The sequence below is a fragment of the Methylobacterium sp. OAE515 genome (assembly GCF_041806315.1).
Classification (GTDB): Bacteria; Pseudomonadota; Alphaproteobacteria; order Rhizobiales; family Beijerinckiaceae; genus Methylobacterium; species Methylobacterium tardum.
On the sequence record NZ_JBGMUV010000001.1, the window covers coordinates 2,659,029 to 2,678,430 of the forward strand.

Genomic DNA, 19,402 nt, shown 5'->3' on the forward strand with positions numbered 1-19,402 from the left:
GATCAGTCCTCCACCGCGATGGCATCGACGCGATCCGGGTAGAACGCCACGAAGTCGCGAATCGCCGCCACAGCGGGATAGGGATCCTCGTAGCTCCAGACCGCGTCGGATCGCCTGACCTCACCGCCGACGAGATCGAAGTAGCGCGCGTTGCCCTTGTAGGGGCAGTGGCTCGTCCGCGCGGAGGGGATGAAGCTCTCAAGACGGAGATCCGCGCGCGGCACGTAGTAGACGGCCGGGTAGCGCGCCTCCTCGAGACGCAGGGCGTTACGTGAATCGGCAACTGCGACCCCATCGACCATGACGCGGACGCGTCGCGGTTCCGGCGTGATCGTGATGGGGTGCTCAGGCCCTGGAATCTTCACAGCGATCTCCCGCCTTCCGGCTTCAACTCGATGGTTCCAAGCGCGTCGGCCAGGCGCGACTTGGCCGTGCCCGGCTTCAGCGGCTTCTGCTGGCTCTCATGCGGGACCCAGCCCGACAGCCAGAGCACTTCGAAGGTCGCACGCACCCGGCCGTCCGGATCCGAGAAGCGGTCGGCGTAGATTTCCGCGGCCCGCAGCAGGGTCGTCCGGCGCAGCGGCGTCCGTCGACGCTCGGTGAGCACGTTGGTCATGCCCATGGCCCGCAGATCGCGCATGAGCCCGAACGGATCGGCGTACCGCACCGTCACCGTGTCGGTGTCGGCCACCGGAAGCGCGAAACCCGCCCGCTGCAGGAGCGCACCGGCCTCTCGCACTGCGGCGAAAGGCGCGACGCGGGGGCTGATCCCGCCCTCGATCTCGCTCTCGGCCTGGCCGAAGCTCTGGCGCAGCTCCGTGAGGGTGGCACCACCGAGAAGGCATCCGATGAACAGGCCGTCCGGACGCAGCGCGCGGCGAAGCTGGATCAGCGTCCCGGGCAGGTCGTTGACGGCGTGGAGCGCCAGCAGCGAGACCGCGAAATCGAGACTTCCGGCCGCCAGCGGCAGCATCTCGGGATCACCCACGATCACATTACCACCGTCCTCGGGCAGCGGCGCGAGGCGAAGGTGCCGTGCCTCGCCGTAGCGCGCCCTGAGAACCTGTGCTGCAGCCGGCGCCGGCGACCCGAGATCGAGCACGCTCGAGAAGCTGCGCAGCACCGCTCCCAGACGATCGTCCAGATCCTCGACGAGCCGATCGAGCAAGAAACCGGCGTAAGCTGTCTGCCGCGCTCGGGCGAGGCGGCGGCGGGCAAGGTCGGTATCGAAGAGGGCGGACGGGGCTTCCATCGCGCAGCAGATGGCGCTTGCTGGGCAGTCCTGCCAGCACCCCAACGACGAAACGCGCAAGACCGCGCACGGAGTCGTGAGCCGCTGTAGGATGGTGGAACGACTCGGCAGCGTCGCTGTTCCTGCTGCAACCGGCCTAACGGCCGAGTTTTGTCATGGAGCACGGATCATGAAGCGCATGCTCGTCGGGACCGCCATGGTCCTCGCGGCTCTCACAACCGCGGGCGGCGCGGAGGCTAAGGGATGCATCAAGGGCGCCATCGTCGGCGGCATCGCGGGCCATTATGCCGGCCATCACGGCCTCGTCGGCGCCGCGGCCGGCTGCGCGATCGGACGCCATCGGGCCAATGCCCGCGCCCGCCAGGATCAGCAGCCGATGGATCCGCAGGCGCGCCCCGTCTCGGCTCGCTGAGCCGGATCGAACGCCGCTTGTTCGGATGACGGCGCTCGACGTCGTCGCTTCGGCCCTGCGCGGCTTGCCGTGCGGGGCTTTGTCATTGGTCTACCCACCGACCTGCGCCGGTTGCGGCGGCGCCACCGCCGATCCCGGAGCTTTGTGCGCGACCTGCTGGTCGAGCCTCCGCCTGATCGATGAACCGGTCTGCCAGCGCTACGGGACACCCTTCGCGGTCGATCTGGGCGTGGGACCGCTCCTGTCGCCGCGGGCCATCGCGGAACCGCCGGTCTTCGCGCGCGCACGGGCGGTTGCCCTCTACGAGGGTGTCGCGCGCAGCCTCGTGCACCGCTTGAAATACGAGGACCGCCTCGACCTCGCGAAGGTCATGGCGCGGATGATGGCGGCCAGCGGCCGGATGTTGATTGCCGAGGCCGAGTGCATCGTGCCGGTGCCGCTCCACCGTGGACGACTCTGGCGCCGCCGATTCAACCAAGCCGCACTTCTCGCAAGACTCATCGCCGCCTCTGCACGGCGGCCGCTGCTGCCGGCGACGCTGCAAAGGGTGCGCGCGACACGCTCCCAGGTCGGCCTGAGCCGTGCGGCGCGGGCCGAGAACCTCAGCGGCGCATTCCGGGTACCCCGCCACGCGCGGCACCGCATCGACGGCCGCCGCATCCTGCTCGTCGATGACGTCACGACCACGGGTGCCACCGGCAATGCCGCCGCCCGCGCGCTTCTGTGCGCCGGGGCGACGTCGGTTGACCTCCTGACCTTCGCGCTGGTGGGCGAGGCCGCCGGTTGAGCGGCACGCTGGTGATCAGGCGGAGGCCCGGTCCCGGTTCGGGAAGCTCACCGCCAGCGTGAAGTCGAAGGCTTCCGCGATGCCTTCGTACCAGAGCGAGAAGGGCGTGGGACGCGCCAGATGGAGCGCGCCATCCGTCTCGGTCCCTTCGTGCTGGAGGGCCGCGCCGTGCTTCGCAGCAAGCCGCAGCATCGGCCCGTTGCCCGACAAGCACCGCACGTGCAGATCGATCACGCCGCGATGGCGCGCCGATCGGGCGATCCGCGTGAACAGGGCCGCACCGATGCCGCGGCGGCGGAAGGCGCGCTCGACCGCGAAGGCGGCCTCGGCACGCGGGCTCAGCGTGAAGCGGGACGGACAGGGGCCCATGGGCCGCAACTCGCCCAGGCCACGCAGAGCACCCTCCATGAAGGCACCGTACATGACGCCTTCGGAGTTCACCGCCTGCGCGGCGTATGCCCGCACGCCAGCCTCGCTGACGTTGCCCATGAACCGGCTCGCCCGCGTGTCGGGGTCCAGCCGCAGGAAGTAATCGAGGACCGCGTCGCGGTCGACCGGCCAGAGGCGCCGGATGGTGTAGGCCGGCACATTGAGCGCCTGAACGGCCATGATGGGTCTCCGGTCTGTCATGCGCGGGTGCGCAGGTTGGTCCGGACGTTCCTCCCCAGAGACGGGGCTGATCTCGCATCTCGTTGGTGCTTGTGCAATGCAGCACGATGCGCGCGGGCACGTTTGCGCAGCTGCCATGCACAGGCCCGTTGCGACGCTTCACCCATCGCTGTTCGGCGTCGGGCTTGATTCACGCTGAGCTTGCACGCCACAGGAAGGTGGCCCGGGTCGGTGAGGATCGACGCGGATGGGGGTGCCGATCCGGCGCCGCAGTGAGCTGCGAGGGACCGGGGCGGTGACCGACAGATCCGGCAAGCAACAGGCTCCGTCTCCGGAGGCGCGGGCCAGTGCCGTCTCACCGGGCCCCGTTCACGAGCGTTACGAGGCGATGGTCGCTTCCGGGGCGATCGAGCGCGATCCGGCGCAGGCCCGGCTCGTCCGCGCCCTTGATCGCTTGGTCATCGACCTTCAGCGGCGCAAACGCGCCAGCAAGACCAGCGCCCTGGGATGGCTGTTCCGACGAAAGGACGAAGCCGAGGCGCTGAAAGGGTTGTATGTCTGGGGCTCGGTCGGACGCGGCAAGACGATGCTCATGGACCTGTTCCACGAGGCGGCGCCGGAGCCGAAGCGGCGGGTGCACTTCCACGGCTTCCTGGCGGATGCGCACGAGCGCATCCACGCCTATCGACAGGCGCTGAAGGCCGGCACCGTGAAGGGTGACGATCCCATCGGCCCGGTCGCCGACCAGCTCGCCGACGAGGCGACTCTGCTGTGCTTCGACGAGTTCACCGTCACCGACATCGCGGACGCGATGATTCTGGGGCGCCTGTTCGGCCATCTGTTCCGGCGCGGCGTCACCGTCGTGGCGACGTCCAATGTCGAGCCTGATCGGCTCTACGAAGGCGGCCTGAACCGCGCGCTATTCCTGCCGTTCATCGAGACCTTGAAGGAGCGGGTCGAGGTGGTGCGTCTCGACTCGCGAACCGACTTCCGCTTGGAGAAGCTTGGCGGCGCGGCCGTGTACCATGTGCCGGCCGATGCGGCCGCACGGGCAGCGCTGGATGCGGCCTTCAAAGGATTGACGGGGAAAGCGCAGGGCCGCCCGGCGACCATCACGGTGCACGGGCGCGTGGTCGAGATCCCCGAACAGGCTGGCGGCGTCGCGCGCTTTACCTTCGACGATCTCTGCCGGAATCCGCTTGGCGCCTCGGACTACATGGCGCTGGCCCGGGCCTATCACACGGTGATCCTCGACGGGATCCCGGTGATGCAGGAAGCTGACCGGAACGAGGCCAAGCGCTTCATCACCTTGATCGACACGCTCTACGACCGCCACGTGAAGCTCGTGGCCTCCGCGGCGGCCGAGGCGCAGGACCTCTACACCGCCGCAACGGGCCGTGAGGCGTTCGAGTTCGATCGGACCGTCTCACGCCTCATCGAGATGCGCTCCCGAGAGTACCTCGCCCTGCCGCATGGCCGGCCCGATTCTGAAGCCTCCGGCGCCAGCACCGGGCTGGTGGAGACGTGAGCGCCCAGCCGGGAGCCGGTTCGATCTTCAGCCTGCGCCGCCGGAATTGGCGCGGCGCTGGCCCGCTCGGCCCGCTGATGGGGTCGCCCGCCGCCTTCGTGCTGCTCGTCGTGGCGCTCGCGACGGGCACGGCGAACTATCTGGCGGGCGAGGCCGACCGAGCCGCGACGGCGCGGGCGAATGCCACCATCGCCGGCGTCGAGCGCCTCGTCTCCGAGGTGAAGGACCTCGAGACCGGCGAGCGCGGCTTCGTGCTGGTCGGCAGCGAGGATTATCTGGCACCGTATACGGCCGCCCTGACCAAGATCGAGACCGAGCTGGCGAGCCTCGGCTCGGCGGCGCAGGAGCCGGTCCGCGCCGGCGGCCCGTCCCTGGCCGGACTGATCGCGCAGAAGCGCGACTTCGCGGCCCGGGCCATCACGGCGCGCCGCGAACAGGGCTTCGAGGCGGCGACCGAGCTGGTTCGGACCGGCGAGGGCAAGCGCCTGATGGACGCGATCCGCGTCGAGGCGGCCACGCAGCAAGACGCTTCCGCGCAGCACCTCGCCACCTTGCAGGCCCAAGAGCACCGCCGCGGGCTGATCCTGTTCCTGCTCTCCGGGATCGCGGCGCTCGGTGCGATCGTCCTGCTGGCGCGGCTCGCCCTGGTCCGCCGCCAGGAGTCGCTGCGCATGTCGCGGCTGCTCGACGGGGTCCTGGCCAATGCACCGGTGGGCCTCGGTTTCCTCGACCGCGACCTGAAGATCCGGCACATGAACCGGGCACTCGCGACCATGAGCGAGCGGGGGTTCGGAGCGGATCTCGGAGCGCCGATCTGGGCGATACTGCCGACACTGCGCACGGAGCTCGCGCCGAAGCTCGCCGCGGCACTTCGCGAGGGCCTGGTCTCGCCCAACGTGCCGGTCGCTGTACCGACGCTGTCGGCCCCGGGAGGCGTGCGCCAGTTCTCGATGAGCTTCTACCCGTTGCGCGGCGCCGCGGACGGCACGGGTCCGGAGGTCGAGGGTGTCGGCCTCGTGGTCGTCGACGAGACCATCCGCCACTTGGCGGAGACGCGGCTTCGCCGCAGCGAGGAGCGCTTCCGCTCCCTCATCGAAGCCAGCGCGGCGATCGTCTGGACGGCCAATCCCGAGGGCAACCTGCAGCGGCGGCAGGTCGCCTGGACGCGCTTCACCGGTCAGGACGAGGCCGCCTATTCCGGGCTCGGCTTCCTGGACGTCGTTCATCCCGAGGATCGCGAGCACACCCGCACGGCTTGGTCGGAGGCCGTCGCGACGCTGCAACCCTACGCCACCGAGCACCGGCTCCGTGCCGCCAGCGGGGCCTACCGCCACATGAGCGTGCGGGCCGTGCCGATCCTCGAGCCCGACGGTACCCTGCGCGAGTGGGTCGGCACCCACACCGACATCACGGAACGCAAGGAGGCGGAGGCGGCGATCGAGGCAGCGCGAGCAGCCGCGGAGGCGGCCAACGCGGCCAAGAGCCAGTTCCTGGCCAACATGAGCCACGAGCTGCGCACCCCGCTCTCGGCGGTGATCGGCTATGCCGAGATGGTGCAGGAGGAGCTGGACGACCTCGGTGAAGCCGATCTCATTGCCGACGTGAAGAAGATCGAGGCCAATGCGCGGCACCTGCTCGGGCTGATCAACGACGTCCTCGACATCTCGAAGATCGAGGCGGACCGGGTCGAGATCTACGCGGAAGACTTCGCCGTCGCCGCCGTGGTGCGGGATGTGGCCACCACCGTCGAAGGCCTGATCGCCAAGAAGGGCAACAGCCTCACGCTCGATCTCGCGGACGATCTCGGCACCGCCCATACCGACGTGACGAAGCTCCGGCAGTGCCTGATCAATCTCCTGAGCAACGCCGCGAAGTTCACCGAGAATGGCCGGATCACCCTGAGCGTCGCGCGGATCGGGGACGCGCTGCGCTTCTCCGTCGCCGATACCGGGATCGGCATGACGCAGGAGCAGGTCGGGAAGCTGTTCGAGCGCTTCACCCAGGCGGACGCCTCGACCACGCGGCGCTTCGGCGGCACCGGCCTGGGCCTCGCAATCACCCGCGCCTTCGCCGAGATGCTCGGCGGCTCGATCGATGTGGCGAGCTGCGACGGGGCGGGCACCACCTTCACGCTGACGCTGCCCGTTCTCTTCCAAGGCGCGGCGGCCGAGCATGCCGAGGGGACGCCGGAGACCGCAGACGATCGCAAGACGATCCTGGTGGTCGACGACGATTCCGCGACCCGGGATCTGCTCGCCCGCTTCCTTGAGCGGGAAGGCTTCGCGGTGGCGGTCGCAGAGGATGGCCGGCGCGGCCTTGAGCTCGCGCGCCGCCTGCGTCCGCGGGCCGTGCTCCTCGATGTGACCATGCCGCAGATGGATGGTTGGGCGGTGCTGCGGGCCCTTCGCGCCGATCCCGACATCGGCGCGACGCCGATCGTGATGGTGACGGTGCTGGACGAGCAGAACCTCGCCTTCTCGCTCGGGGCGACCGACTATCTGCAGAAGCCGATCGATTGGGGCAATCTGCGCCAGATCGTCGACCGGTTCCGGTCTGTCGCGGAGGACGGGCCGATCCTGGTGGTCGAGGATGAGGCGGACGTACGGGGGCACCTCTGCAGCTATCTCCGGCGGGAGGGCTTCCCGGTCGTCGAGGCGGAGAATGGCGTGGACGCCCTGGAGCGGATGGAGGCGGACCGGCCCTGCCTCGTCCTGCTGGATCTGATGATGCCCGAGATGGATGGGTTCGCGTTCCTCCGCAGGGTCCGGGCGCGTCACGACTGGCGCGAAGTTCCGGTCGTCGTGCTCACCGCCAAGGACATCACGGCGGACGACCGCCGACGCCTCGCCGGCCATGCCGACCGTGTCCTGGCCAAAGGGTCGACCGGGCTCGGGGAGCTAGCCCGCGAACTGCGATCCCTCATGCCGATGCTGGCCGACACGGACGAGGGTAGGTCCGGCCACTGACGCGCGGCCCGGTTTCGCGGAGTCACACCTTCGCAACGTGACGAGACTGAGGATCGCGGTCAGACGGCCGCGCGAGAGCCGGTGCGGGTCAGGAACCCCGGAACGCCATCACCAGGGCGCCGATCGCGATGCCCCAGAGGGCCAGCGTCGACCAGATCGCCCGGTACCGCTCGTTGCGGGCAAAGCGCTCGAGGCGGCGCGCATCGCCGGTTCCGGTCTCGTCGAGTCGCACCAGCACCCGCTTGAGCCGCATGGCGAGGTCGGGGATGTCGCCGACGACGTCCGACACCACCCGCAGCGCCTCGAGGCCGCTCTGCGCCCGGCCGACCGGGCCCATGTTGCGGGCGATCCAGGCGCGGACCACCGGCTCGGCGGTGGTCCACATGTCGAGCCGCGGATCCAGAGAGCGGGCCACGCCCTCCACCACCACCATGGTCTTCTGGAGCATGACCAATTCGGTGCGGGTGCTCATGTCGAACAGCGCCGTGACGTCGAACAGCAGCGTCAGAACCTTGGCCATCGAGATCTCGTCGGCACGGCGCTGGTGGATCGGCTCGCCGATCGCCCGAATCGCCTGCGCGAAATCCTCGACGGAATGGTGGGCCGGCACGTAGCCCGCCTCGAAATGGACCTTCGCGACCCGGTGGTAGTCGCGCAGGATGAAGCCCAGGAGGATCTCGGCGAGGAACCGGCGCTCGTGTGGGCCGAGCCGGCCCATGATGCCGAAATCCACCGCCACGAGGCGCCCCTCGGCATCCACCAGCAGGTTTCCCTGATGCATGTCGGCGTGAAAGAAGCCGTCGCGGATCGCCTGCCGGAGGAAGCTCTGGATCACGGTCCGCCCGATGGTCTGCGGATCGTGTCCGGCGGCGGTTAGGTCGGCGGCGCTGTGGAGCCGGGTTCCGTCGATCCATTCGGCGGACAGGACCTCGCGGGCGGTCAGCTCCCATTCGGGCTTCGGCACGCGGAAATCGGGATCGTTCTTGGTGTTTTCCGCGAGTTCGGAGGCAGCCGCAGCCTCCAGACGGAAATCCATCTCCATCAGCACGGAGCGGGCGAGGATCTCCACGACCTCGCGCGGGCGTAGCCGTTCCGCCTGCGGAGACAGGGCGTGCACCACGCGCGCCATGAAGCGCATGACCTCGAGGTCGCGCATGAAGCGCTCGCGGACGCCGGGGCGCATCACCTTCACGGCGAGCGCGCGCTGCGTGCCGTCGGGATCCTGGACGATCGCCTTGTGGACCTGCGCGATGGAGGCAGCCGCGATCGGCTCGCTGAACGAGACGAACAGCTGGTTGACCGGTTTGCCGAGCGCCATCTCGACGGTGCGGAGCGCGACCTCCTGCGGGAAAGGCGGCACCCGGTCCTGCAGCTTTTCCAGGTCGAAGGCCGCCCGCATGCCGACGATGTCCGGACGCGTCGCCAGGAATTGCCCGAACTTCACGTAAGACGGGCCGAGCCGGGTCATCGCGGCCGACAACCGGGCGGCGCCGTCGTCGAGCCCGGGCCGTTCGAGGGTGCGGCCGATCCGAAGGGCGAGGCGCAGATGCGGCGGCAGCTCCGTGGGATCGGCGAGAGCGAGAGCCCCTTCGCGCGCCAGCACGAAGCCGACCCGGGCGCCGCGGAACAGGTTGACGGCGGCGCTGATCATCGGTGCTGGCCCCCGTCGCGCACGGCGGCGGTCAAGAGACCTTCCAGCCCGAATGGATCGCCACGATCCCGCCGGTGAGCGCCCGGTCGGTGACGTGTCGGAAGCCGGCGCGCTCGATCATGCCCGCGAAGGCGCCGCGCGTCGGGAACTTTCGGATCGACTCGACCAGATAGCGATACGATTCGGCATCCCCCGCCACCCGGGCGCCGATGCGCGGGATCACGTTGAAGGAATAGGCGTCGTAGATCTTATCGAGCAGGGGGATGTCGACGGCGGAGAACTCCAGGCAGAGGAACCGACCGCCGGGCTTCAGCACGCGCCGCGCCTCGGCGAGGGCCGTCTCGATCCGCGGCACGTTCCGGATGCCGAACGCAATCGTGTAGGCGTCGAAGGCTGCGTCGGGGAGCGGCAGGGTCTCGGCGTTTCCGGTCACGAAGGCGATCCGGTCACCGGCCTCGTCGACCTTGCGCTCGCGAGCCCGCTCCGCGCCGACCCGCAGCATGGATTCGTTGATGTCGAGAACCGTCACCCGTGTCCGGGGACCTCCGGCGGCCAGAACCCGGAACGCCACGTCGCCGGTGCCGCCGGCCACGTCGAGATGCGCGAATGCGCGGTTCTGCGGCGGCCGCAGCATGGAGACGAGCTGCGCCTTCCAGGCCCGGTGCAGGCCAGCCGACATCAGATCGTTCATGATGTCGTAGCGGCGGGCGACCGAGTGGAAGACGCTGTCAACGCGCCCCTGCTTCTCGTCGAGCGCCACGCGCTCGAAGCCGAAATCCGCGCTCGCGCGCTCAGACGCCCCGTCTCCGGCCTTCATGACGCTCCCAATCTTCGATGGGCGCGTCATAGCGAAGGTCGCGCCGGTCCGCCATGCGTCGAAACACACGGTTGGGGATCGACCTCCGGTGCTGCGACGCGCCGAGGTCGTGTCTCAGCCGACCCGCGCCCGGAGCGCGTCCGCCACAGCCGCGGCCATGGCGCGGGTACCCATGGGGTTCGTTCCCTCGCCGGCGATGTCGGCGGTCCGCGCCCCGCCCGCGAGCGCGTCCGTGATGGCGCCGTCCAGCGCATCGGCGGCGTCGCCGAGGCCGAAGGAGTAGCGCAGGCACATTGCGAGCGAGCCGATCATGGCGATCGGGTTGGCCTTGTCCTGGCCGGCGATGTCGGGGGCCGAGCCGTGGACCGGTTCGTAGAGGGCGCTCCGCAGGCCGCTCGCGTCGACCGCGCCGAGGGAGGCCGAGGGCAGCATGCCGAGGGACCCGGTGAGCATCGCGGCGATGTCCGACAGGACGTCGCCGAACAGGTTGTCGGTCACCAGAACATCGAACTGCTTGGGCCGGCGCACGAGCTGCATCGCGCAATTGTCGGCCAGGATGTGCTCCAGCTGCACACCGGCGTAATGCTCGGCATGGACCTTGGTGACGACCTCCTTCCACAGGACGCCGGACTTCATCACGTTGTGCTTCTCGGCCGAGGCGACCCGGCCGGAGCGCTTGCCCGCCAGGTCGAACGCCACGTGGGCGATCCGCTCGATTTCTGCCGTCGTGTAGACCTGAGTGTCGACGGCCCGCTTCGAGCCGTCCTCCAGGGTGCTGATCTCCTTCGGCTCGCCGAAATAGACGCCGCCGGTGAGCTCGCGCACGATCATGATGTCGAGACCCTCGACCAGCTCGCGCTTCAGCGCCGAAGCCTCGGCAAGCGCCGGGTAGCAGATCGCAGGCCGCAGGTTGGCGAACAGGTCGAGCTCCTTGCGGAGACGCAGCAACCCGGCCTCGGGGCGGTTCTCGTAGGCGACGCCGGCCCATTTCGGACCGCCGACGGCGCCGAGCAGGATCGCGTCCGCGTCCTTGGCACGCTGCAGGGTCGCGTCCGCCAGCGGGACGCCGTGGGCGTCGAGGGCGCTTCCGCCGACGAGGTCGGTCTCGGTCTCGAAGGTCGCGAGGCCGGTCTCCTTGAGAGCGTCGAGCACGACCTGCATGCCGCCCGCGACTTCCGGACCGATCCCGTCGCCGGGGAGGAGCAGGAGCTTGTAGCTGGCCATGACGGTCTCGCGGGTTTGGTCTCGACGTGCCGGCGGGCTTTATCGAGGGCGGGCCGTCGTTGGCAAGGCGGCCGTGCAATCAGAGGAGTGCGACCTTGCCAGTAGCGATGTCGTAGAAGCCGCCCACGATTTTCACCTGTCCGTGCGCGACGCGCTCAGCGACGATGGGCCCGGCCTGTCCCAGGCGCCGGACATTGTGCCGGACGTTCTGGGCGATGGCCTCGGCGAGGGGATCCGCCGCCGGCGCCTTCTCGGCCAGATCAATCGATGGGCGGATCGCGTCGATCAGCGTGGGCAGATGGCCAGGGAGGGCGGCGTTGGTCTTCAGAACGTCGATCGTCGCCTTGACTGCCCCGCAATCCGAGTGGCCGAGCACGAGGATCAGGGGCGCACCGAGGACCTGCACGCCGTATTCCAGGCTCGCGAGGCTGTCAGTGTTGACGAAGTTCCCGGCGACGCGGACGACGAACAGGTCGCCCGGACCCTGATCGAACACGAAATCGGGGGCGACCCGCGCATCGGCGCATCCGACGATGCAGGCGATCGGGTACTGCGCGGCGGAGCGCGCGGCCCGGCCGGCCGAGAAGTCCTTGTTGGCGGGCGCGTTGGCCACGTAGCGCGCGTTGCCTTCAAGCAATCGCGCCAGCGCCGCGTCTGGGCTGATCGCATTGGGGAGCGCGGCGGCGTCGGCGGCCTCGGCGCGGATGTCGAGAGCCGATGCGGCTGCGAGCGTGCTGGCGGCGGCCGTCAGCAGGCCGCGACGCGAGATGAAGGACATATGTTTGTCACACACGGCTTAGCTCCCGATGAACATGGATTCCGGACGGGCTGAGTGCGAGTTGCACCATCGATCTGCAGCGGCGGTCCTGCGCGTCGGCACCGATCCAAGCAGTTGCCTTGGTAACGTCTTCCGGCTCGAATTGCAGAGTCCAAACTTTGCAGGGATATCCGAGAATGCGCACGCGACTTTCTCGACCCATACCCGCTCAAAGAAGGCCTTCAGGCCAACTATGCTCAGCGAGACATTCTTGTCCCGAGCATATGAGCTTATCAATAAGCCATATTTTCGCATTAGAGTGTCTTAATACTGACGTAATGCTATCGTACCAACCGAGATCGTGTGGCCGACACACAAGATGCTCAACCAAGCCGGACGGTATCTCGTCTCGTTCATGCTGATCCACAACGATCACGCATGGCGCCATCACGGCGGCCCGCCTCCGACTCTCACCGCGCTGCAGGCCCTCGTCGGATCCAGCGCCCGTCAGACCGCCGCCTCCGTGGCGACGTTGAAGGCCGCCCGTTTCGTCACTGTCGAATCAGATCCCGACGACGCCCGGCTGAAGTGTCTGCGGGCGGCTCCTCCCCTTGTGGCCGAGATCGGTCGGTCCGGACGTCTCTTCGTCACGACCATGGACAGACTTGCGGATAGGCAGCCGGCCCTTGCCGGGGCACTGGCCGAGCCCGAACGCCTCGGCGAACTCATCTATCGATCGGCCTGCCGCGTTCTGCGGCACGGCATGCTGACCGAGCCGTTCCCGCGGGTTTTGCGGCTCACGACCGGGACTGCGGCTACCTCCTGCTGATTGCGGTCGTCGGCGCGCACCATGCGGCCTCGGTCCCGAACGCACCGGCGGCGATGCCGCTGAGCCTGCGCGCGCTGTCGGATCGTCTAACGGTGTCCCGCGCGCATGTCGGCAATCTGCTGCAGGAGGCCGAAGCGGCCGGATGGATCCGGACCGACGGCCGCAGCCTCACGTTTTTCAATCCCTCGCTGCTGGCGGAATTCGAATTCGGGGCTGCCTGCCAGATGGTCTTCTACGACGATCTGGCCGCGAGCATCTGCGCCGAGGCGCACGGGCATGAGGCGCCGCGCGCGTGATACGGAGGCGAGCAGGGGTAGGCCTCGCGCCCGTCTCGCTTGTGTTCCGGCGGCTCCGGAGATACCTACGGGCTGCACCGCGCCGTGAGAGCTTCCCGCGTGGGCCGCCGATAGGAGAGACGAGCCTTGGCCAGAGCCGGCTCAGCGCCCGAGACCGCCCGCGCCGCAGCGACGGCGCCGCGGTCGCGCGCGCGCCGCGCCGGGCTTGCTCTTCCGCTTCTGCTTACCCGCCCCTGAGGGCCGTCCGGGCGCGCGCCTGGGCCTTCAGGGGAGATCTTCCATTCGCGAATCCGCCCCTTCGGGCACCACGCCGCACCGCGCTGAGAGCCGGGCGGCCCGCGACAGGGTAACGCCATGACTTCGACCACCAGCACCACTTCGGCCCGCGACCGCATCGTGATCTTCGACACGACGCTGCGCGACGGTGAGCAATGCCCCGGCGCCACCATGACCTTCGACGAGAAGTTGGCGGTGGCCGAACTCCTCGACACGATGGGCGTCGACATCATCGAGGCCGGCTTCCCGATCGCCTCGATCGGCGATTTTGAGGCGGTGTCGGAGATTGCCCGACGCACGAAGCGCGCGACCATCGCGGGTCTCGCCCGCGCGATTCCCGCCGACATCGCCCGGGCGGGTGAGGCCGTGCGGCACGCCCGGCGCGCCCGGATCCACACCTTCGTGTCGACGTCGCCGATCCACCTGGCGCATCAGATGCGCAAGAGTCAGGACGAGGTCGTCGAGATCATCCTGAAGACCGTGGCGCAGGCTCGCGACCTCGTCGAGGACGTGGAATGGTCGGCCATGGACGCGACGCGCACGCCGATCGACTACCTGTGCCGCTGCGTCGAGGCCGCGATCAAGGCCGGCGCCACGACGATCAACCTGCCCGACACGGTGGGCTATGCCACGCCCACCGAGTACCGCGACATGTTCGCGAACGTCCGCGAGCGCGTGCCGAATGCCGACAAGGCCGTGTTCTCGGTCCACTGCCACAACGATCTCGGCCTCGCGATTGCCAACTCCTTGGCGGGCATCGAGGGCGGCGCCCGGCAGGTGGAGTGCACGATCAACGGCATCGGCGAGCGGGCCGGCAACGCCGCGCTCGAGGAGATCGTCATGGCGCTGCGTACCCGCGCCGACGTGCTGCCCTACGAGACCGGGGTCGAGTCGACGATGCTGACGCGCGCCTCGAAGCTCGTGAGCCACGCCACAAACTTCCCGGTGCAGTTCAACAAGGCGATCGTCGGCCGCAACGCCTTCGCGCACGAGAGCGGCATCCACCAGGACGGCATGCTCAAGAATTCCGAGACTTACGAGATCATGACTCCGGCCTCGGTCGGCCTGACGAAGACCTCCCTGGTGATGGGCAAGCACTCGGGCCGGGCGGCGTTCCGCTCGAAGTTGGAGGATCTCGGCCTGCACCTGTCCGACAACCAGTTCCAGGACGCCTTCGAGCGGTTCAAGGCGCTCGCGGATCGCAAGAAGCACGTCTACGACGAGGACATCGAGGCGCTGGTCGACGAGAACCTCGCTACGGCTCATGATCGGATCCGTCTCGTCTCCCTGTCGGTGATGGCCGGTACGCGGGGACCGCAGCGCGCGACCCTGCGCCTGGCCGATGAGACCGGCACGCGGATCGAGGAGGCCGAGGGCAACGGTCCGGTCGATGCGGTGTTCAACGCGATCACGGCCCTGGTACCCCATCAGGCGCAGCTGGAACTCTATCAGGTCCACGCCGTGACCGGCGGCACGGACGCGCAGGCGGAGGTCTCGGTCCGCTTGCGTGACGGCGACCGGAGCGTCACGGCCCGCGGTGCCGATCCGGACACGCTGGTCGCGTCCGCGAAGGCGTATCTCTCGGCGTTGAACAAGCTCGCGGCCCATGCCGTGCGCGTCCATGCACAGCATGCCGCCGCGGAATGAGAAAAAGCTGCCGTCGGGGGTGGACAGTCTCCGGCGGCGTTGGTATCAGCCCGCCACCCCAGCGGACTTGGTGGCCGCCGGGCGATCGCAACAGCGATCGGGCGCATAGCTCAGTTGGTAGAGCAGCTGACTCTTAATCAGCGGGTCCTAGGTTCGAACCCTAGTGCGCCCACCATCAACTCCAGAGACTTAGCCGGATATCACGGCTCAGAATTCCTTGGATCCGCGATGTGGGTAACACAGCGGGTAACAAGGATGCTCCTCACCTGATCTCGACTCGTCCGAGCCTTTCCAGTTAGCTCGTTTGACGTGGCTCGGCAGGGGGGGGGGGCGTTAACAAAGCCTCTCTCTCGATGTCTCTCACATGGCGGCGCACCTGCTCGCCGCACCCCGGTCAATCCGTGGGCCAGCAGCGGTTATTGTGAGTAGGAAGTTGAATGCCTTCCGCTGCTCTCGCCGTGATGATGGCCGGCGTTCTGGGCGCCTTCGGCACCATCGTGTTCGCGGTCGATTGGGTGCCGGGCTCGGTCGTCGGGCTGGCGAACCTGCCCAGCAAGCGCGTGATCGGCCTGTGGCTCTACAACGGCGTGCTGTGCCTCGCCCTGGCGGCTTGGCTAGTGTGCACGTACTTCTGCACCGTCGACGGCTACGAGGACATTCCCGCTGTGCGGGACAGTCTCTGTCGGCCGCAAGTTGTTACCGCCGGGTGACCGGCAGCTTGTTGGGAGAGGGTCAAGCGGCTGCTCCGGGAACAGATCGCCTGCTCACGGGTCTCCGGTCATACACAGGACTTCTACACCTTCAGCCCGCCCGGTTCGCTGCGGCGGGTTTTCTTCGGTCCTTAGCCGCAGCTCCGGCTAGGCGGGCGGCTGCAGCAGGTGCCAGATGTCCGCCCCAAACCTAATGACGAGATCAAGCGCGATCAGCGCGAACATGATCGCCTGAAAAAGGCCGTCTCTTCGGTCGTGGGGATTAAGGGGAGCAGGCTCACCCAGCCAGCTCCTTCTCTTCTTCTTTGGCGGGGGATAGGACCCAATCAGCCCCACGGCCCTTCTCCAGCGGCGCAACACGGACGCAGAGGAACGCCGAGACGCGATTGTTGGTGCCCAGGACGCGGCCCCACGCGAACACCGCTTCTCCTACTCGACGGTGCGCCACTTCACGGGCGGCAGATCCGGCCCAGGGGTCCGCGGGCTCACCTGATGGAAGCGCTTCCTGTCGCCGCACGACCTCGGCCAGCCCGTCGATCGCCTCCACGATGGCCGTGGTCGCGTTGTAGAGCGGTCCCTGCGGCTTGGACCGGGACAGCACGTCGATACACGTCCGGCGCCAGCGGGCAGCCTCCTCCAGCAGCGCTACCTCTTCCGCCCTGACGAACACCCCGCGCCTCGCCATCAGCCATCCCCCGTTCTCGAGACGGGATATAGAACGGGCCCAGAACATGGCGAGGGCGGCCGCCGAGAACGCTGGCATACGTCAATCGCGCGTTATGGGGGAACGCGAACATGACAGCACCCTTTCACGGACCATTAACCATGCCATGTAAGGATGGCCGCAGCAATCGGCCCGGGGGTCGAGCGCCGGAAGAGCCGCACCGGGGCCTATTCCCCCCTGGCCTCGGTGCGGTCTCGCCGGCGCAGTCACCGTAGGCCCGCCCTGAACAGAGCTCCCTACAGCCCAGGATGGAACCGGGCAGCGCATCTCTCGCGTAGGGCGGCGAGCCGAGCGGGCGCCCATGCACCGGCGATGACGCCTCAGTCGGACGTTGCCCGGCTGGCCACCAAACTTGAAGTCGCCAAACTTAAGTAGCAGCGGGCGGCGCGAGCACTGCCTGAAATGCCTTGGCGGCGGTAACGATGCGATTGGCCAACGCCTCGCTCTCGATATCAAGCCAAGGTTTCTCGCTGGCCCGCCAATCCCCCTCGACCGGCAGGAGCCGCTCTCCCGGCTCGGCTGCACGGCACCACGGCCACCACTGATTGTTAATGCCCGCGCCGAAAGCGTTTTTGAGCGCTTTGTCCATGCCCGGCGCGGCAACGTCCAACCGCTCCCGCCGCATGCCGTACATCAGCCATCGGAAATCGCCGGCTTGAAACTCGACGGTGAACAGCACGTCGGTCAGGCCAGGCAGAGCGATATAGAAGCCCGTGTAGCGGGCGGCGCTGGCGTTGGCCCGGACCAAGCTGAAATCGGCGGGCAGCTTGGCTCGTAGCTGCTTGTTTAACTCAGCAAGCAGGCTGTCTCGAATATCGTTGGCGGCGGCTAGAAGCTGGATTGCACTGCGCAGGTTCTCTGGCGATCGCCGCACAACTGCAACGAGCTGTTGCCGCTCCGTCATGTCCCGGACCCCTTGGAATTGCTTCTGAATGTAGCGCGCCAGCGCGTCGAGGAACGCTCCGACCGTGTCGGCTTGGCAAAACCCGCGTGCCCGCGCCAGCCACGGCAGCAGTTGCCCGTAGCTCAAGATCTGCAATTCCCCAGCGTCGTGCCGTAGCAATCGCTCCACTTCTGCGATGCTGGCCTCTGACGGCAGGGCTCCATCGGCACCGGCGAGGTAAAGCAAGCAGCGTCGGCCCTGCGGCGCCTGTGCATCGAGCCAAACAAGGTAGTCTGCAACTTGCCGGGGCTGATCGGCCGCGAAGGGCTTATTCTCGACGGTCAGCACAGCGCCTGGGAGCCGCACAAGCAAGTCGATGCGGCGTCCTTTGTCGATCTCAACTTCCACCTTCACGCGGGCTGAACAGAGATCCTCGTCCTCCCAGGACAGACCCAACTCCCGCAGGAACTCGGCCAAGAAAAGCGCGCCCTGACCGTGGGTGCCGCTGGGATCCAGCAACCACGCCAGGATTTCGGAGAGCCGGAGCTCGTCGGGGTTGATGAAGTCGAAGACGTTGAAATCTGGGGCGAGGCGGCGAGCATAGAGGCTGCGCGCAGCAGCAAAGGCGGCCCGGTGTTCCGTCAGTGTAAGCAGCAGCGCGTCAACGGACATTGTGACCCCTTCAAAGCCCTGGCCGGGCGGTGATTGTCGCGAGGTCAAGGATGACCCCAAAGTCGTAAGGATGTGAGTCAGCAAGACGATCATCGGATCGCGTTGACGAGCCCCCTGATAAGAGCCGAGCTGCCTGTTCGGCAGCCCGCACGCCTGAGGCTCGGCTCCGCGATCTATAAGAACGCTTAAGTTCTCAATCCTTTGGGGCCAAGAAGTATATAGGAACCAGGGGCAAGCGCTGCCGAGCAGTATCATCAAGTTTGCTATAGTTCTTTACCCATAGATCGACCAAATCTCGCACGTCCAGCAACGTGACCCTTCGGCTTTCCTGATTTCTCGCGTAATCAGCTGCGTCTTTAGTGAAGCCTGCTAAGCAAACGAATATCCCCACGTCTCCGTTGTTGATCGTCGCGATAAAAGACCTCAGGCCGTCGCTATCGACCTTGCTCTGCCATCTTTTAACTTGGACTTTGATCCTCGGTCCTATCGCACCGAGCGGATCAGTATAGGCCACAATGTCGACGCCCCCGTCTTTTCCTGGGGGGGAAACCCAGGCTACGTGATAGCCCATTCCCCTGAGCAAATCGGCAACGATGTGTTGAAACTCGAACGGGTCGGAGGTCTTCAGAAACTGCTCAATCTGCGACCAAGCGTTGTCCTGCACCTCCTCGAACGTAATGCCAACGTTCTCGGCTGCAACTTCGGCGTCGCTATCAGAAAAACTGGTCGCTTGATCAGGCGCCACAGCGTCGCGCTGGGACCTCCATAGAGCATACAGGCGGCAAGCTTCTTTATAGAATACTTCAGGATCGCTGAATTGTTTATGAGCCTTGATGCCAGCCTCGGTTGCCGTCCAGACACCCTTTTCTTTCTGTAGCCATCCAGCCTTTACACAATCGATTGTCGCAAATCTTAGTACCTTGTCAAAGCGTATCATCCCCGAGGGATACTGGCCCTTCTCCCATTCGGTCAATTCAGTAGACTTTCGAGCTTCAGCTATAGCTGAAGAGCCCTTGACACCACTTGGATCTGCGATCAATAAATCGAAAAGCGTGCGCAGGAACTCGCCTGTCCTTCTTTTTGTTACTTCGGCCATATCAAGCCTGACCTCGATTTCCGCCCGTGAGTTGTACTCGGCGTACCTGAGTTGCAGACCAAGTTCCACCGCTTGACGCCGGGATCCCACGGGTGTTCAGCGCCGGCCCTCACCGCCGCCTTTCCTGAGCCTCAGCGGCGTCCTGCATGGCCTTGGCCCAATGCAGGCACGTGTGGGTCCGCAGATCCTTGAGGTGCCGCCGCTCGTGCACGTGATCGCACCGGCGCACGAACTCTTCGGCCCAGATCCAGGTACCGTCCAACCCT

Annotated in this window: 18 protein-coding genes and 1 tRNA gene; 9 read left to right on the forward strand and 10 right to left on the reverse strand. The window is 67.2% G+C overall.

Annotated features, from left to right (window positions below; translation table 11 throughout):
• Positions 1-2: 2 nt before the first annotated feature.
• Complete coding sequence (locus ABIE45_RS12955; RefSeq protein WP_192707086.1) at positions 3-365, reverse strand: DUF427 domain-containing protein; 363 nt, start codon at positions 363-365, stop codon at positions 3-5.
• A complete protein-coding gene (locus ABIE45_RS12960; RefSeq protein WP_192707087.1) occupies positions 362-1,252 on the reverse strand; it encodes a methyltransferase domain-containing protein in 891 nt (296 codons plus the stop codon). Before ABIE45_RS12960 ends, ABIE45_RS12955 begins: the two co-directional genes overlap by 4 nt.
• Before the next feature lie 169 nt (positions 1,253-1,421).
• Here ABIE45_RS12960 and ABIE45_RS12965 point away from each other — a divergent pair, with 169 nt between their 5' ends.
• On the forward strand, positions 1,422-1,664 hold the full coding sequence (locus ABIE45_RS12965) for a hypothetical protein (RefSeq protein ID WP_192707088.1): 243 nt from the start codon (positions 1,422-1,424) through the stop codon (positions 1,662-1,664).
• A 25-nt stretch (positions 1,665-1,689) separates the two neighbouring features.
• Entirely contained in the window at positions 1,690-2,451 is a 762-nt protein-coding gene (locus ABIE45_RS12970) for a ComF family protein (RefSeq protein WP_192707089.1), read from the forward strand.
• Between the two features lie 15 nt (positions 2,452-2,466).
• Here ABIE45_RS12970 and ABIE45_RS12975 read toward each other — a convergent pair whose 3' ends face one another.
• Positions 2,467-3,060, reverse strand: coding sequence for a GNAT family N-acetyltransferase (locus ABIE45_RS12975; RefSeq protein WP_192707090.1), 594 nt, complete (start codon positions 3,058-3,060; stop codon positions 2,467-2,469).
• 295 nt (positions 3,061-3,355) lie between these two features.
• Between ABIE45_RS12975 and zapE the strand changes: the two genes are divergently transcribed.
• A complete protein-coding gene (zapE, locus tag ABIE45_RS12980) occupies positions 3,356-4,588 on the forward strand; it encodes a cell division protein ZapE (RefSeq protein WP_192707091.1) in 1,233 nt (410 codons plus the stop codon).
• A complete protein-coding gene (locus ABIE45_RS12985; RefSeq protein WP_192707092.1) occupies positions 4,585-7,554 on the forward strand; it encodes a response regulator in 2,970 nt (989 codons plus the stop codon). Before zapE ends, ABIE45_RS12985 begins: the two co-directional genes overlap by 4 nt.
• An 88-nt stretch (positions 7,555-7,642) precedes the next feature.
• Here the strand turns inward: ABIE45_RS12985 and ubiB are convergent, their stop codons facing one another.
• The 4 genes from ubiB to ABIE45_RS13005 form a co-directional block, all read right to left on the reverse strand.
• Positions 7,643-9,205 (reverse strand): 2-polyprenylphenol 6-hydroxylase, encoded by a 1,563-nt coding sequence (ubiB, locus tag ABIE45_RS12990; protein ID WP_192707093.1) that lies wholly within the window; start codon positions 9,203-9,205, stop codon positions 7,643-7,645.
• 31 nt (positions 9,206-9,236) lie between these two features.
• Positions 9,237-10,022 (reverse strand): bifunctional demethylmenaquinone methyltransferase/2-methoxy-6-polyprenyl-1,4-benzoquinol methylase UbiE, encoded by a 786-nt coding sequence (gene ubiE / locus ABIE45_RS12995; RefSeq protein ID WP_192707094.1) that lies wholly within the window; start codon positions 10,020-10,022, stop codon positions 9,237-9,239.
• 114 nt (positions 10,023-10,136) lie between these two features.
• Positions 10,137-11,246, reverse strand: a complete 1,110-nt coding sequence (gene leuB, locus ABIE45_RS13000) for a 3-isopropylmalate dehydrogenase (RefSeq protein ID WP_192707095.1) — start codon at positions 11,244-11,246, stop codon at positions 10,137-10,139.
• A 79-nt stretch (positions 11,247-11,325) separates the two neighbouring features.
• Complete coding sequence (locus ABIE45_RS13005; RefSeq protein WP_373622327.1) at positions 11,326-12,039, reverse strand: carbonic anhydrase; 714 nt, start codon at positions 12,037-12,039, stop codon at positions 11,326-11,328.
• A 343-nt stretch (positions 12,040-12,382) separates the two neighbouring features.
• Here ABIE45_RS13005 and ABIE45_RS13010 point away from each other — a divergent pair, with 343 nt between their 5' ends.
• The 5 genes from ABIE45_RS13010 to ABIE45_RS13030 all read left to right on the forward strand — a co-directional run bounded on the left by ABIE45_RS13010 (position 12,383) and on the right by ABIE45_RS13030 (position 15,761).
• A complete protein-coding gene (locus ABIE45_RS13010; protein ID WP_373622328.1) occupies positions 12,383-12,832 on the forward strand; it encodes a hypothetical protein in 450 nt (149 codons plus the stop codon).
• 53 nt (positions 12,833-12,885) lie between these two features.
• The gene (locus ABIE45_RS13015) at positions 12,886-13,128 is read left to right on the forward strand and encodes a hypothetical protein (RefSeq protein WP_373622329.1); all 243 of its coding nucleotides are present in this window, start codon (positions 12,886-12,888) and stop codon (positions 13,126-13,128) included.
• Positions 13,129-13,482: 354 nt separating this feature from the next.
• On the forward strand, positions 13,483-15,051 hold the full coding sequence (locus ABIE45_RS13020; protein WP_192707096.1) for a 2-isopropylmalate synthase: 1,569 nt from the start codon (positions 13,483-13,485) through the stop codon (positions 15,049-15,051).
• Between the two features lie 99 nt (positions 15,052-15,150).
• Positions 15,151-15,226: transfer RNA gene (locus tag ABIE45_RS13025), tRNA-Lys, on the forward strand.
• A 262-nt stretch (positions 15,227-15,488) separates the two neighbouring features.
• Positions 15,489-15,761: a hypothetical protein gene (locus ABIE45_RS13030; RefSeq protein ID WP_192707097.1), complete on the forward strand. Its 273-nt coding sequence runs from the start codon at positions 15,489-15,491 to the stop codon at positions 15,759-15,761.
• A gap of 277 nt (positions 15,762-16,038) precedes the next feature.
• On the opposite strand, the gene ABIE45_RS13035 is transcribed toward ABIE45_RS13030, so the two are convergent.
• The 3 genes from ABIE45_RS13035 to ABIE45_RS13045 all read right to left on the reverse strand — a co-directional run bounded on the left by ABIE45_RS13035 (position 16,039) and on the right by ABIE45_RS13045 (position 19,205).
• A complete protein-coding gene (locus ABIE45_RS13035; RefSeq protein ID WP_192707098.1) occupies positions 16,039-16,524 on the reverse strand; it encodes a hypothetical protein in 486 nt (161 codons plus the stop codon).
• 328 nt (positions 16,525-16,852) lie between these two features.
• Positions 16,853-18,133, reverse strand: coding sequence for a PD-(D/E)XK nuclease family protein (locus ABIE45_RS13040; RefSeq protein ID WP_192707099.1), 1,281 nt, complete (start codon positions 18,131-18,133; stop codon positions 16,853-16,855).
• A gap of 100 nt (positions 18,134-18,233) precedes the next feature.
• Positions 18,234-19,205: a restriction endonuclease gene (locus ABIE45_RS13045; protein WP_373622330.1), complete on the reverse strand. Its 972-nt coding sequence runs from the start codon at positions 19,203-19,205 to the stop codon at positions 18,234-18,236.
• Positions 19,206-19,402 lie beyond the last annotated feature (197 nt).

What these genes read in the sequence shown, in the direction of transcription:
- ubiB (WP_192707093.1), bottom strand. Translation starts at nt 9,205, where the DNA reads ATGATCAGCGCCGCCGTCAACCTGTTCCGCGGCGCCCGGGTCGGCTTC.
- ABIE45_RS12975 (WP_192707090.1), bottom strand. Translation starts at nt 3,060, where the DNA reads ATGGCCGTTCAGGCGCTCAATGTGCCGGCCTACACCATCCGGCGCCTC.
- ABIE45_RS13035 (WP_192707098.1), bottom strand. Translation starts at nt 16,524, where the DNA reads ATGCCAGCGTTCTCGGCGGCCGCCCTCGCCATGTTCTGGGCCCGTTCT.
- leuB (WP_192707095.1), bottom strand. Translation starts at nt 11,246, where the DNA reads ATGGCCAGCTACAAGCTCCTGCTCCTCCCCGGCGACGGGATCGGTCCG.
- ABIE45_RS13015 (WP_373622329.1), top strand. Translation starts at nt 12,886, where the DNA reads ATGCCGCTGAGCCTGCGCGCGCTGTCGGATCGTCTAACGGTGTCCCGC.
- ABIE45_RS13030 (WP_192707097.1), top strand. Translation starts at nt 15,489, where the DNA reads ATGCCTTCCGCTGCTCTCGCCGTGATGATGGCCGGCGTTCTGGGCGCC.
- ABIE45_RS12960 (WP_192707087.1), bottom strand. Translation starts at nt 1,252, where the DNA reads ATGGAAGCCCCGTCCGCCCTCTTCGATACCGACCTTGCCCGCCGCCGC.
- ABIE45_RS12965 (WP_192707088.1), top strand. Translation starts at nt 1,422, where the DNA reads ATGAAGCGCATGCTCGTCGGGACCGCCATGGTCCTCGCGGCTCTCACA.
- ABIE45_RS13020 (WP_192707096.1), top strand. Translation starts at nt 13,483, where the DNA reads ATGACTTCGACCACCAGCACCACTTCGGCCCGCGACCGCATCGTGATC.
- ABIE45_RS12970 (WP_192707089.1), top strand. Translation starts at nt 1,690, where the DNA reads ATGACGGCGCTCGACGTCGTCGCTTCGGCCCTGCGCGGCTTGCCGTGC.
- ABIE45_RS13040 (WP_192707099.1), bottom strand. Translation starts at nt 18,133, where the DNA reads ATGATCGTCTTGCTGACTCACATCCTTACGACTTTGGGGTCATCCTTG.
- ubiE (WP_192707094.1), bottom strand. Translation starts at nt 10,022, where the DNA reads ATGAAGGCCGGAGACGGGGCGTCTGAGCGCGCGAGCGCGGATTTCGGC.
- ABIE45_RS13010 (WP_373622328.1), top strand. Translation starts at nt 12,383, where the DNA reads ATGCTCAACCAAGCCGGACGGTATCTCGTCTCGTTCATGCTGATCCAC.